General features: G+C 63.1%; 19 protein-coding genes. 18 read left to right on the top strand and 1 reads right to left on the bottom strand.

Features of this window, described 5'->3' with window-relative positions; all coding sequences use genetic code 11:
* Positions 1–53: 53 nt before the first annotated feature.
* The gene (locus M2332_RS09550; protein ID WP_264573854.1) at positions 54–578 is read right to left on the bottom strand and encodes a DUF1993 family protein; all 525 of its coding nucleotides are present in this window, start codon (positions 576–578) and stop codon (positions 54–56) included.
* A gap of 372 nt (positions 579–950) precedes the next feature.
* Here M2332_RS09550 and rpsL point away from each other — a divergent pair, with 372 nt between their 5' ends.
* The 18 genes from rpsL (at position 951) to rplE (ending at position 12280) form a co-directional block, all read left to right on the top strand.
* Positions 951–1322, top strand: a complete 372-nt coding sequence (rpsL, locus tag M2332_RS09545; protein ID WP_181561246.1) for a 30S ribosomal protein S12 — start codon at positions 951–953, stop codon at positions 1320–1322.
* Between the two features lie 18 nt (positions 1323–1340).
* A complete protein-coding gene (rpsG, locus tag M2332_RS09540) occupies positions 1341–1811 on the top strand; it encodes a 30S ribosomal protein S7 (RefSeq protein ID WP_181561247.1) in 471 nt (156 codons plus the stop codon).
* Positions 1812–1994: 183 nt separating this feature from the next.
* Complete coding sequence (fusA, locus tag M2332_RS09535; protein ID WP_264571786.1) at positions 1995–4088, top strand: elongation factor G; 2094 nt, start codon at positions 1995–1997, stop codon at positions 4086–4088.
* 106 nt (positions 4089–4194) lie between these two features.
* Positions 4195–5385, top strand: coding sequence for an elongation factor Tu (gene tuf, locus M2332_RS09530; RefSeq protein WP_181561249.1), 1191 nt, complete (start codon positions 4195–4197; stop codon positions 5383–5385).
* A gap of 144 nt (positions 5386–5529) precedes the next feature.
* Complete coding sequence (gene rpsJ, locus M2332_RS09525) at positions 5530–5841, top strand: 30S ribosomal protein S10 (RefSeq protein WP_014077880.1); 312 nt, start codon at positions 5530–5532, stop codon at positions 5839–5841.
* Between the two features lie 236 nt (positions 5842–6077).
* Positions 6078–6836, top strand: coding sequence for a 50S ribosomal protein L3 (rplC, locus tag M2332_RS09520; RefSeq protein ID WP_264573853.1), 759 nt, complete (start codon positions 6078–6080; stop codon positions 6834–6836).
* A 3-nt stretch (positions 6837–6839) separates the two neighbouring features.
* Positions 6840–7466, top strand: coding sequence for a 50S ribosomal protein L4 (gene rplD, locus M2332_RS09515; protein ID WP_264571787.1), 627 nt, complete (start codon positions 6840–6842; stop codon positions 7464–7466).
* The gene (locus M2332_RS09510; RefSeq protein ID WP_181561252.1) at positions 7459–7773 is read left to right on the top strand and encodes a 50S ribosomal protein L23; all 315 of its coding nucleotides are present in this window, start codon (positions 7459–7461) and stop codon (positions 7771–7773) included. Before rplD ends, M2332_RS09510 begins: the two co-directional genes overlap by 8 nt.
* A 14-nt stretch (positions 7774–7787) precedes the next feature.
* On the top strand, positions 7788–8624 hold the full coding sequence (gene rplB, locus M2332_RS09505; protein WP_181561253.1) for a 50S ribosomal protein L2: 837 nt from the start codon (positions 7788–7790) through the stop codon (positions 8622–8624).
* A gap of 3 nt (positions 8625–8627) precedes the next feature.
* The gene (rpsS, locus tag M2332_RS09500; protein WP_181561254.1) at positions 8628–8906 is read left to right on the top strand and encodes a 30S ribosomal protein S19; all 279 of its coding nucleotides are present in this window, start codon (positions 8628–8630) and stop codon (positions 8904–8906) included.
* Positions 8906–9289 (top strand): 50S ribosomal protein L22, encoded by a 384-nt coding sequence (gene rplV / locus M2332_RS09495; RefSeq protein WP_181561255.1) that lies wholly within the window; start codon positions 8906–8908, stop codon positions 9287–9289. The genes rpsS and rplV overlap by 1 nt, the downstream gene beginning before the upstream one ends.
* 3 nt (positions 9290–9292) lie before the next feature.
* Positions 9293–9988 carry a 30S ribosomal protein S3 gene (gene rpsC / locus M2332_RS09490; RefSeq protein ID WP_181561256.1) on the top strand — a complete coding sequence of 232 codons (696 nt, stop codon included), beginning with the start codon at positions 9293–9295 and terminating at the stop codon, positions 9986–9988.
* 24 nt (positions 9989–10012) lie between these two features.
* Entirely contained in the window at positions 10013–10444 is a 432-nt protein-coding gene (gene rplP / locus M2332_RS09485) for a 50S ribosomal protein L16 (protein ID WP_181561257.1), read from the top strand.
* Between the two features lie 5 nt (positions 10445–10449).
* Positions 10450–10653, top strand: a complete 204-nt coding sequence (gene rpmC, locus M2332_RS09480; RefSeq protein WP_181561258.1) for a 50S ribosomal protein L29 — start codon at positions 10450–10452, stop codon at positions 10651–10653.
* Positions 10654–10668: 15 nt separating this feature from the next.
* Entirely contained in the window at positions 10669–10947 is a 279-nt protein-coding gene (gene rpsQ / locus M2332_RS09475) for a 30S ribosomal protein S17 (protein ID WP_181561259.1), read from the top strand.
* 81 nt (positions 10948–11028) lie between these two features.
* A complete protein-coding gene (gene rplN, locus M2332_RS09470; protein ID WP_014077869.1) occupies positions 11029–11397 on the top strand; it encodes a 50S ribosomal protein L14 in 369 nt (122 codons plus the stop codon).
* Positions 11397–11705 carry a 50S ribosomal protein L24 gene (gene rplX, locus M2332_RS09465; RefSeq protein WP_264573852.1) on the top strand — a complete coding sequence of 103 codons (309 nt, stop codon included), beginning with the start codon at positions 11397–11399 and terminating at the stop codon, positions 11703–11705. The genes rplN and rplX overlap by 1 nt, the downstream gene beginning before the upstream one ends.
* The gene (gene rplE / locus M2332_RS09460) at positions 11705–12280 is read left to right on the top strand and encodes a 50S ribosomal protein L5 (protein ID WP_264573851.1); all 576 of its coding nucleotides are present in this window, start codon (positions 11705–11707) and stop codon (positions 12278–12280) included. The genes rplX and rplE overlap by 1 nt, the downstream gene beginning before the upstream one ends.
* Positions 12281–12314: the final 34 nt, after the last annotated feature.

Raw genomic sequence — 12314 nt, 5'->3', positions numbered from 1 at the left:
AGGGCGAACCATGCCGGAGCGGCCGATGCCGCGCGGGATAGGCCGCTGTCAGCTCATGCCGGGTCGGCGAGCGGGACCGGCGCGCCGAGATGCGCCAGGAAATCCGGCTTGCCGATCGCGATCCCACGTGCCCGCAGCAGCGCATAGGCCGTCGTCGCGTGGAACAGGAAATTGGGCAGCATGAAGCCGGTGACATAATCCCGCCCGTGGAACCGATAGCCCTGACCGTTCGGGAAGCGCAGCACGATCTCGCGGTCCTCGCTGCTCTCCAGTTGCGCGGGCGTGACGCTCTGGACGAAGGCGATGGTCTTCGCGCACCGCTCTTGCAGGGCATCGAGACTCGTCTCGTTATCCGGCATGGCGGGCGGCTCGATGCCGGCGAGACGGGCGATGCCGTTCTTCGCGCTGTCCGACGCCATCTGATATTGGGCGGTGAGCGGGCGCATATCCTCGATCAGCCGGGCGCCCAGCAGATCGGCCTCGGCAGCCCGCACATCCGGGCGCGCGAGCCACCTCTCCATGTTGGTCAAGCTGTTGACGAGGAGGGGAACGGTGATCGCGTGCATGGTCAGGGTCATCAGCTCTCGCCTTTGCTGCCAGGGTATTGGGCCGGGTGATTGGGATGTGCGCGCGCAGGCCGAAAGAGGCAAGGCGGCATTTCAAAACGCCTCGCCGCCACGCGTGCCCCTTGGGGTGAGCCGTGCTTGACCGGTTGCCGGCCTCTCTGTATAGGCCCGCCTGCCTCGCGGCCCGCAACCTGTGCTTTCACTAGGATTCGGTCGCTCGTCCGCTGGGTCATACAGAGCTTGAACATTGCCTATGCTCTTGCGGGGCCAGGGGGTCTTTACCGACCGCCGGGTCTCTTGTCGTTTGGAGGTCAGCCCCGGCTGGCCATCGGCCGACCCAGGACATGCAGATGGCAGAGTAACTGAAAAAAGGTGAAGGGCTTCATGCCAACGATCAACCAGCTGGTCCGCAAGGGCCGCGAGCCGCAGAAGGCCAAGAGCAAGGTCCCTGCGATGGAGCAGAACCCGCAGAAGCGCGGCGTCTGCACCCGTGTCTACACCGTGACCCCGAAGAAGCCGAACTCGGCTCTCCGCAAGGTCTGCAAGGTGCGCCTCACCAACAGCCGTGAGGTCATCAGCTACATTCCGGGCGAAGGCCACAACCTCCAGGAACACAGCGTCGTGCTGATCCGTGGCGGCCGTGTGCGCGACCTTCCCGGTGTGCGCTATCACGTTCTTCGCGGCGTTCTGGATACCCAGGGCGTCAAGGACCGCAAGCAGAGCCGTTCCAAGTACGGCGCGAAGCGTCCGAAGTAAGCAGGGGAGAACAGAGATATGTCACGTCGTCGTCGCCCCGAAAAGCGCGTCATCCTGCCCGATCCCCAGTATGGCGATCAGGTTCTGTCCAAGTTCATGAACAGCGTCATGTATGACGGCAAGAAGGCGGTCGCTGAGCAGATTGTTTATGGCGCACTGGCCACCGTCGAGACCCGCGCCAAGAAGGATCCGATCTCGGTCTTTCATGACGCCCTCAACAATGTGAAGCCGGGCATCGAGGTCCGCAGCCGCCGCGTTGGCGGTGCGACCTATCAGGTGCCGGTGGAAGTCCGTCCCGAGCGCGCCCAGGCGCTGGCCATTCGCTGGCTCATCAATGCGGCGCGCAGCCGCAGCGAGACCACGATGGCGGCCCGCCTCTCCGGCGAGCTTCTGGATGCCGCGAACAACCGTGGCAATGCCGTGAAGAAGCGTGAAGACACGCACCGGATGGCCGAAGCCAACCGCGCCTTCTCGCATTACCGCTGGTAAGCACTATATTGGACGCCGGGGCAGTCACAGGACTGTCCCGGCTTCCTGCACCACCGTTCGCTCGGGCCTGTCGAAGGGCTGTTCTTCCGTGAGGGGAGAAACGGGTCCCCGCCGAGCCAACCCGAACGGAGAGGAACCTTTCAGACCGCAGCCCCGCCGCACGCGGGCAATGGAGTAAAGATCATGGCCCGCAGCCACCCGCTCGAGCGTTACCGCAATTTCGGCATTATGGCGCACATCGACGCCGGCAAGACGACGACGACCGAGCGCATCCTCTATTACACCGGCAAGTCCTACAAGATCGGCGAAGTGCACGACGGCGCCGCCACGATGGACTGGATGGAGCAGGAGCAGGAGCGCGGCATCACGATCACGTCGGCTGCGACGACCTGCCTGTGGAAGGCCGATGAGGGCAAGGGCCCCGAGCATCGCCTGAACATCATCGACACCCCCGGCCACGTGGACTTCACCATTGAGGTGGAGCGCTCGCTGCGCGTGCTCGACGGCGCGGTCGCCGCGTTCGACGGCGTTGCCGGCGTGGAGCCGCAGTCGGAGACGGTGTGGCGTCAGGCCGACAAGTACGGCGTGCCCCGGATGTGCTTCATCAACAAGCTCGACCGCACGGGCGCCAATTTCTATTATTGCGTGCAGACGATCATCGATCGCCTGGGCGCGACCCCGGCCGTCCTGTATCTGCCCATCGGCGCGGAATCGGACTTCAAGGGTCTCGTCGACCTCGTCAACAACCGCGCGATCATCTGGAAGGATGAGAATCTGGGCGCCGAATTCTTCTATGAAGAAATTCCGGCCGACCTCGCCGACAAGGCTGCCGAGTATCGCGAGAAGCTGGTCGAGCTGGCCGTCGAGCAGGACGATGCCGCGATGGAAGCCTATCTCGAGGGTAACGAGCCCGACGTCGCGACGCTCAAGAAGCTGATCCGCAAGGGCACGCTGAACCAGAGCTTCGTGCCGGTGCTGTGCGGCTCGGCCTTCAAGAACAAGGGCGTGCAGGCGCTGCTGGACGCGGTCGTCGACTATCTGCCCAGCCCGCTGGACATCGAGGACGTGCAGGGCATCAACCCCGACACGGAAGAGCCGGACAGCCGCGCGACCAGCGACGAGGCGCCGTTCTCCGGTCTCGCGTTCAAGATCATGAACGATCCGTTCGTCGGCTCGCTGACCTTCCTGCGCGTCTATTCCGGCACGCTGAGCAAGGGCACCTATCTGAACTCCGTGAAGGACAAGAAGGAAAAGATCGGCCGTATGCTCCTGATGCATGCGAACAGCCGTGAGGACATCGATACGGCTTATGCCGGCGATATCGTCGCGTTGGCCGGCATGAAGGAAACGACGACCGGTGACACGCTGTGCGCCGAACGTCAGCCGATCATCCTGGAGCGTATGGAATTCCCCGAGCCGGTCATCGAGCTGTCCGTGGAGCCCAAGACCAAGGCCGACCAGGAGAAGATGGGCGTTGCGCTCAATCGTCTGGCTGCCGAGGATCCGTCGTTCCGCGTCTCGACCGACCACGAATCGGGCCAGACGATCATCAAGGGCATGGGCGAACTTCACCTCGAAATCCTGGTCGATCGCATGAAGCGTGAGTTCAAGGTCGAGGCGAACGTCGGTGCGCCGCAGGTGGCCTATCGCGAGTATCTCAAGAAGGCCGTCGACGTCGACTACACCCACAAGAAGCAGTCGGGCGGCACCGGCCAGTTCGGCCGCATCAAGGTGAAGGTCACGCCGGGCGAGCGCGGTGCGGGCATCATCTTCAAGGACGAGATCAAGGGGGGCAATATTCCCAAGGAATATATCCCGGCGATCGAGAAGGGTATGCGCGAGACGGCGGCCACGGGCTCGCTCATCGGCTTCCCGATCATCGACTTCGAGATCAACCTGTATGACGGCGCCTATCACGACGTCGACTCGTCGGCGCTGGCATTCGAAATCACCGGTCGCGGTGCGATGCGTGAAGTCGCGCAGAAGGCCGGCATCACGCTGCTCGAGCCGGTGATGAAGGTCGAGGTGGTGACGCCTGAGGAATATCTGGGTGACGTCATCGGCGACATGAACTCGCGTCGTGGCCAGATCCAGGGCACCGACAGCCGCGGTAATGCGCAGGTTGTCGAGGCGATGGTCCCGCTGGCCAACATGTTCGGCTATGTGAACTCGCTCCGCTCGTTCACCCAGGGCCGCGCGAACTACTCCATGCAGTTCTCGCACTATGACGAGGTGCCGCAGAACGTCGCGGACGAGGTGAAGGCGAAGCTGGCCTAAGCCGGCACTTTCATCTGGATTTATGTAAATTTGCTGTTATGGGGGCGCCTTCGCGAGGCTTCCCCGAGCGGTTGAACCCAAGCTATTGAGCGAAAAGAGGTAGGAAATGGCTAAGGCTAAATTCGAGCGGAACAAGCCGCACTGCAATATCGGCACCATCGGTCACGTCGACCATGGCAAGACCACGCTGACCGCCGCCATCACCAAGGTGCTGGCCGAAACCGGTGGCGCCACGTTCACGGACTATGCCAACATCGACAAGGCTCCCGAGGAGCGCGAGCGCGGCATCACGATCTCGACCGCGCACGTCGAGTACGAGACCGGCGCCCGTCACTATGCGCACGTCGACTGCCCGGGCCACGCTGACTATGTGAAGAACATGATCACCGGTGCCGCCCAGATGGACGGCGCGATCCTCGTGGTGAACGCTGCTGACGGCCCGATGCCGCAGACCCGCGAGCACATCCTGCTCGCCCGTCAGGTCGGCGTGCCGGCGCTCGTCGTGTACATGAACAAGGTCGACCAGGTCGACGACGAGGAGCTCCTCGAGCTCGTCGAGCTGGAAGTGCGCGAGCTGCTCTCCAGCTACGACTTCCCGGGCGACGACATCCCCATCGTCAAGGGTTCGGCTCTGGCCGCTCTCGAAGGCCGTGACGACGCGATCGGCAAGGATTCGATCAAGGCGCTCATGGATGCCGTCGACGCCTACATCCCGCAGCCGGCCCGTCCGGTTGACCGTCCGTTCCTGATGCCGATCGAAGACGTGTTCTCGATCTCGGGTCGCGGCACCGTGGTGACCGGCCGCGTCGAGACCGGCGTTGTGAAGGTTGGCGAGGAAGTCGAGATCATCGGCCTCAAGCCCACCAAGAAGACGACCGTCACCGGCGTGGAAATGTTCCGCAAGCTGCTCGACCAGGGTGAAGCCGGCGACAACATCGGCGCGCTGATCCGTGGCGTTGGCCGTGAAGAAGTCGAGCGTGGTCAGGTTCTGGCCAAGCCGGGTTCGGTCACGCCGCACACCGAGTTCGAAGCCGAGGTGTACGTGCTGTCGAAGGACGAAGGTGGCCGTCACACGCCGTTCTTCGCCAACTATCGTCCCCAGTTCTACTTCCGCACGACGGACGTGACCGGCGAAGTCGTCCTCCCCGAGGGCACCGAGATGGTCATGCCTGGCGACAACGTGAAGCTGGCCGTCAAGCTCATCGCGCCGATCGCGATGGACCCGGGTCTCCGCTTCGCTATTCGCGAAGGTGGCCGCACGGTCGGTTCTGGGGTTGTCGCGACGATCTCGAAGTAATATAGGCAGCGAGCCGCTCGGATCAGGTGATTCGAGCGGCCTGCTTTTTTTGCCGCTTCGCGCGGGCTCGTGAGTGCCGGAACGGCACCGGGGCCATCAGGGTGAAGCGGTTTTGTTTTGGCTCTTTCACATCGGTTAGTGGACATGGAAACGCAGAATATCCGTATTCGTCTCAAGGCATTCGATCATCGCGTGCTGGATCAGGCGACCGGCGACATCGCCGATACCGCTCGTCGTACGGGTGCTCTCATTCGCGGTCCCATTCCGCTGCCGACCCGCATCGAGAAGTTCACGGTCAACCGTGGGCCGCACATCGATAAGAAGAGCCGTGAACAGTTCGAGGTCCGCACCTACAAGCGCATGCTTGATATTGTGCAGCCGACCCCGCAGACCGTCGACGCGCTGATGAAGCTCGATCTGGCTGCCGGCGTGAACGTCGAGATCAAACTGGCCTGATGGCCGTAGCGGGGCGGCCTTCGGGTCGCCTTGCAGGACATTTGGATACCGCCGGCTTCGGCCGGGCAGCGTCCTCCGTCGTTTCCGCCTCGCTTGTCGAGGGTCCGGAAGCATCCAGCCCGGACGGGGGAACGCATCGCAAAATCGGGTTGGCTGCCTGGGTCTTAGGGTCCTGGCGGTTTTTTCGTTGGATAAGCCCCCGCATCATGCAGGGGCCTCTATTGGAGGATTGGATCATGCGTACCGGCGTGATCGCGAAGAAAGTGGGTATGACCCGCCTGTTCCAGGATGATGGCCGCCATGTGCCCGTCACCGTCCTGGCGCTCGAAGGCAACCAGGTCATTGCCCGTCGCGAAATGGATAAGGACGGCTATGTAGCCGTGCAGCTGGGTGCCGGCGTTGCGAAGGCGAAGAATGTCGCCAAGCCGCAGCGCGAGCACTTTGCCAAGGCTCAGGTGGAACCCAAGGCGCAGGTCGTCGAGTTCCGCGTGGCCGAGGACGCCCTGCTCGATGTCGGCGCGGAAATCGCTGCCGATCACTTCATCGCTGGTCAGCTCGTCGACGTGACGGGTCAGACGCAGGGCAAGGGCTTTGCCGGCGCCATGAAGCGCTGGGGTTTCGGCGGTATGCGCGCCACGCACGGTGTGTCGATCAGCCACCGTGCCCATGGTTCGACAGGTAACCGTCAGGATCCGGGCCGCGTGTTCAAGAACAAGAAGATGGCCGGCCACATGGGGGACCGTCAGCGCACCCAGCAGAACCTCGAGATCGTCCGCACGGACGTCGAGCGCGGCCTGCTGTTCGTGAAGGGCAGCGTGCCCGGCTCGAAGGGCGCCTGGCTTCTCGTCAAGGACGCCGTGAAGGTCGATCGTCCGGCTGACGTGCCGTACCCGGCCAGCATCAAGTCGGCTGCCAACAATAACGCCGAGGCTCCGGCCGATACGCCTGCGCAGGACGGCGCGGCGCCCGAGGCCACTGAAGGCCAGGAGGGCTAAGTCATGAAGATCAAGGTTCTCACTCTGGACGGCGGCAAGGCCTCCGGCGATGTCGAGCTGAATGACGATGTGTTCGGCCTCGAGCCGCGCGCGGACATTCTGCACCGTGTCGTCACCTGGCAGCTTGAAAAGCGCCGTGCCCCGGCATCGGCGACGCGCGAGCGTTCTGACGTTGCCCGCACGGGCAAGAAGTTCGGTCGCCAGAAGGGCGGCGGTACGGCTCGTCACGGCGATCGCCGCGCCCCGATCTTCATCGGTGGTGGTAAGGCGCACGGTCAGCGCGCCCGTACCTTCGGGCACTCGCTCAACAAGAAGGTGCGTGCACTGGGCCTGAAGATGGCGCTTTCGGCCAAGGCCAAGGGCGGCTCGCTCACGGTTCTGGACAATCTGGACGTCAAGGACGGCAAGACCAAGGAACTGGCGGGTCAGCTCGCCAAGCTCAACCTCGGCAAGGTGCTGTTCATCGACGGCGAGGCGACCAACCTCTCCTTCGCCAAGGCCTCGTCCAATCTCGTCGGTGTCAATGTGCTCCCCGCCATCGGTGCCAATGTCTACGATATCCTGCGTGCGGACAGCCTGGTGCTGACCCGTGCCGCGGTCGAGCAGCTGGAGGCGCGCTTCAATGGCTAAGAAGCAGGCAGCAGCGGTGGCCACGCGTCATTACGACGTGATTGTCGCCCCGCACATCACCGAAAAGGCGACGCTGGTCTCCGAGCACAACGCGGTTGTGTTCAAGGTCGCGCGGGACGCTTCGAAGCCCGAGATCAAGGCCGCTGTCGAGGCGCTGTTCAATGTCAGCGTCAAGTCGGTCAACACGATCGTCCAGAAGGGCAAGACTAAGCGCTGGAAGGGCAAGCCCTACACGCGCTCGGACGTGAAGAAGGCTGTCGTGACCCTGGCCGAAGGCCAGTCGATCGACATCACCACGGGCATTTGAGGGCGGACTGAACAATGGCACTCAAGCATTATAACCCGACGAGCCCGGCCCAGCGTGGCCTGATCCTCGTCGACCGGTCCGGCCTCCACAAGGGCAAGCCCGTCAAGGCGCTGACCGAAGGCAAGCGCAAGACCGGTGGCCGCAACAACAAGGGTCATGTGACCTCGCGCGGTATCGCCGGCGGTCACAAGCAGCGCTATCGCATCATCGACTTCAAGCGTCGCAAGTGGGACGTTGAAGGCACGGTGGAGCGTCTGGAATATGACCCGAACCGCACGGCGTTCATTGCGCTGGTCAGCTATGCCGATGGCGAGCAGGCCTACATCATCGCCCCGCAGCGTCTGGCTGTCGGCGACAAGGTGATCGCAGGCAAGAAGACCGACGTGAAGCCGGGCAACGCGATGGAACTGGGTCAGATGCCGGTCGGCACGATCATCCACAACATCGAGATGAAGCCGGGCAAGGGCGCTCAGATCGCACGCAGCGCGGGCACTTATGCCCAGCTCGTCGGTCGCGATCGCGGCATGGTCATCGTCCGTCTCGGCTCGGGTGAGCAGCGCTACATCCGCTCGGACTGCATGGCGACCATCGGTGCGGTGTCGAACCCCGACAACCAGAACCAGAACCTCGCCAAGGCCGGCCGCAGCCGCTGGCTCGGCCGTCGCCCGCTCACCCGCGGCGTCGCCAAGAACCCGGTCGACCACCCGCACGGCGGTGGTGAAGGCCGGACCTCGGGCGGCCGTCATCCGGTTACCCCGTGGGGCAAGCCGACTAAGGGTGCTCGTACCCGTCACAACAAGTCGACCGACAAGATGATCATCCGGTCGCGTCACGCCAAGAAGAAGAGGTAAGCGATGGCTCGCTCCGTCTGGAAGGGTCCCTTCGTGGACCTGCATCTGCTCAAGAAGGCAGAAACCGCGCAGGAGAACAACGGCCGTGGCGGTCCGATCAAGACCTGGTCGCGCCGCTCCACCATCCTGCCGCAGTTCGTTGGCCTGACGTTCAACGTCTACAATGGTCGCAAGCACGTTCCCGTTTCGGTGAACGAGGACATGGTCGGTCACAAGCTGGGTGAATTCGCGCCGACGCGCTACTTCCCCGGCCACGCCGCTGACAAGAAGGGCAAGCGCTGATGGGCAAGGCAAAAGCTCCCCGCCGCGTCTCGGACAATGAGGCGCTGGCCGTCGGCACGCAGATCCGCGGTTCGGCCCAGAAGCTGAACCTGGTCGCCGCGCTCATCCGTGGCCGCAAGGTCGAGGACGCGATGAACGTGCTCGCCTTCTCCAAGCGCGCGATGGCGGTCGATGTTCGCAAGGTGCTCGCCAGCGCGGTCGCCAATGCGGAAAACAACCACAATCTCGACGTCGACGCGCTCGTCGTCGCCGAGGCGAGTGTCGGCAAGTCGTTCACCATGAAGCGCTTCCATGCGCGTGGTCGCGGTAAGTCCACCCGCATCCTGAAGCCCTTCAGCCGCGTGCGCATCGTCGTGCGTGAAGCTGCGGAAGAGGAGGCCTGATCCATGGGTCACAAGAGCAATCCCATCGGTCTGCGCCTGCAGATCAACCGCACCTGGGACAGCCGCTGGTTCGCGGAAGGCCAGGACTATGGTCGCCTGCTGCTTGAGGATCTCAAGATCCGCAAGTATGTCATGAAGACGCTGCCCCAGGCCGCGATCTCCAAGGTGGTTATCGAGCGTCCGGCCAAGCTGTGCCGCGTGTCGATCTATGCAGCCCGTCCCGGTGTCATCATCGGCAAGAAGGGCGCGGACATCGAGAAGCTGCGCAAGAAGCTGAGCGCGATGACGTCCAGCGATGTGAGCCTGAACATCGTCGAGATCCGCAAGCCGGAAATCGACTCCAAGCTCGTCGCCCAGGGTGTTGCCGATCAGCTCGAGCGTCGTATCGCTTTCCGTCGCGCCATGAAGCGCGCCGTGCAGAGCGCGCTGCGTCTCGGCGCCGAGGGCATCAAGATCACCTGCGGCGGCCGTCTGGGCGGCGCGGAGATCGCCCGTGTCGAGTGGTATCGCGAAGGTCGCGTTCCGCTGCACACGCTGCGTGCGAACGTCGATTATGCAGAAGCCGAGGCCCACACGGCCTATGGCGTTTGCGGCATCAAGGTCTGGATCTTCAAGGGCGAGATCCTCGGCCACGATCCGATGGCGACCGACCGTCTCATGCTGGAGGCTCAGACCTCCGGTGTGCGTCCGGCTCGCTGAGAATTGAGAGCAAGGTAAAGCATCATGCTACAGCCGAAGAAAACCAAGTTCCGCAAGACCTTCAAGGGTCGCATCAAGGGCGATGCCAAGGGTGGAACGGACCTCAATTTCGGATCCTACGGCCTCAAGGCTCTGGAACCGGAGCGGGTCACCGCGCGCCAGATCGAAGCGGCTCGCCGCGCGATCACGCGTCACATCCGTCGTCAGGGCCGTCTCTGGATCCGCGTCTTCCCGGACGTGCCGGTTTCCAAGAAGCCTGCCGAAGTCCGTCAGGGTAAGGGCAAGGGTTCGATCGAATATTGGGCGGCGCGCGTAAAGCCCGGCCGCATCCTGTTCGAGCTGGACGGCGTGCCCGGTCCGCTGGCTGCGGAAGCATTCAGCCGCGCAGCGATGAAGCTGCCGATCAAGACGAAGGTGGTGGCGCGTCTCGGCGACACCTCGCATCTGGGAGCATGATGGTCATGACCAAGATTTCTGACCTCAAGGCGAAGAGCGACGATCAGCTGTCGACCGATCTGGGCGAGCTGAAGCGCGAGCAGTTCAACCTGCGCTTTCAGGCTGCGACCAACCAGCTTGAGAAGCCGAGCCGCGTGCGCGAAGTGCGTCGCGACATCGCGCGGATCAAAACCCTCCAGGCCGAGCGTTCGCGCTCGTCCGCGAAGTAAGAAGGAAACAGGCCCATGCCCAAGCGCGTGCTGACGGGAACGGTGGTTTCCGACAAGGGTGACAAGACGGTCGTCGTCAAGGTGGAGCGCAAGGTGAAGCACCCGCTCTACGGCAAGATCATCCGTCGCTCGAAGAAGTATCACGCCCACGATGATGCCAACGAGTATCACGAGGGTGAGACCGTCCGTATCGAGGAGACGGCGCCGATCTCGAAGCTGAAGACCTGGAAGGTCATCGCGCGGGTCGACACCCACAAGTCTCCCGAGCAGGTCGCTGCAGACGCAGCAGCCTGAGCAGGTCTCAAGGATTTAACGGAACCACCGGGCCAGACACAGGCTGTGTCCCGGCAGGCCAATTGAGAAGGAACCGGATCGATGATCCAGATGCAATCCAATCTTGATGTCGCTGACAACAGCGGCGCCAAGCGCGTCCAGTGCATCAAGGTGCTCGGCGGCTCGAAGCGTCGTTTTGCCAGCGTTGGCGACATCATTGTCGTCTCCGTGAAGGACGCCGCCCCCCGTGGCCGCGTGAAGAAGGGTGACGTTCACCGCGCCGTGATCGTGCGCACCGCCAAGGACGTTCGTCGTCCCGACGGCAGCGTCATTCGCTTCGACGGCAACGCGGCCGTGCTGGTCAACAAGAATGCGGAGCCGATCGGCACGCGTATCTTTGGCCCGGTGGTCCGCGAGCTGCGCGCGAAGAACTTCATGAAGATCATTTCGCTTGCTCCCGAGGTGCTGTGATGAGCGCTGCACGTATCAAGAAGGGTGACACGGTCGTCGTGCTCGCCGGCAAGGACAAGGGCCGTACCGGTTCCGTCCTCCAGGTGATGCCCAAGGATGACAAGGTGCTGGTCGACGGCATCAACGTCCACGCCCGCCACCGCAAGCCCGACCAGGCAAATCCGCAGGGCGGCATCGATCGCAAGCCGGCGCCGCTGCACATTTCCAATGTCGCACTGGCTGTCGACGGCAAGGCCACGCGCGTCCGCTTCGAGGACCGTGACGGCAAGAAGGTCCGCGTCGCGGTCAAGTCCGGGGAGGTCATCTGATGACTGACAAGTACATCCCGCGCTCGCGCAAGCTGTATGACGAGACCATCGTCAAGGCGCTGAGCGAGAAGTTCGGTTACAAGAACCACATGGAAATCCCCCGGATCGAGAAGATCACGCTCAACATGGGCGTGGGCGAGGCGACCCAGGACAAGAAGAAGGTCACCCAGGCCGCCGAGGAAATGGAACTGATTGCCGGCCAAAAGCCGGTCATCACCAAGGCGAAGAAGTCGATCGCGCAGTTCAAGCTGCGTGAAGGCATGCCCATCGGCGCAAAGGTGACCCTGCGTCGCGAGCGCATGTACGAGTTTCTCGATCGTCTCGTGACGATCGCGATGCCCCGCATCCGCGATTTCCGTGGTCTCAACCCGAAGAGCTTCGACGGCCGTGGCAACTATGCCTTCGGCATCAAGGAGCAGATCATCTTCCCCGAGATCAGCTATGACCGCGTCGACAAGGTGCGTGGCATGGACATCATCGTGACCACCACGGCCCGCACGGACGAAGAAGCGCGCGAACTGCTGCGTCTTTTCGGTTTCCCGTTCCCCGCCGAGGCGGAAAAAGAGGCTGCGTGAGCGTGGCCGGATCCAATTTCTAAGGAAGAGAGCT

Source organism: Sphingobium sp. B11D3A, assembly GCF_025961695.1.
Lineage (GTDB): Bacteria > Pseudomonadota > Alphaproteobacteria > Sphingomonadales > Sphingomonadaceae > Sphingobium.
Note: the sequence above shows the minus strand (reverse complement) of the source record. Positions and strands in the feature narration are given on the sequence as shown.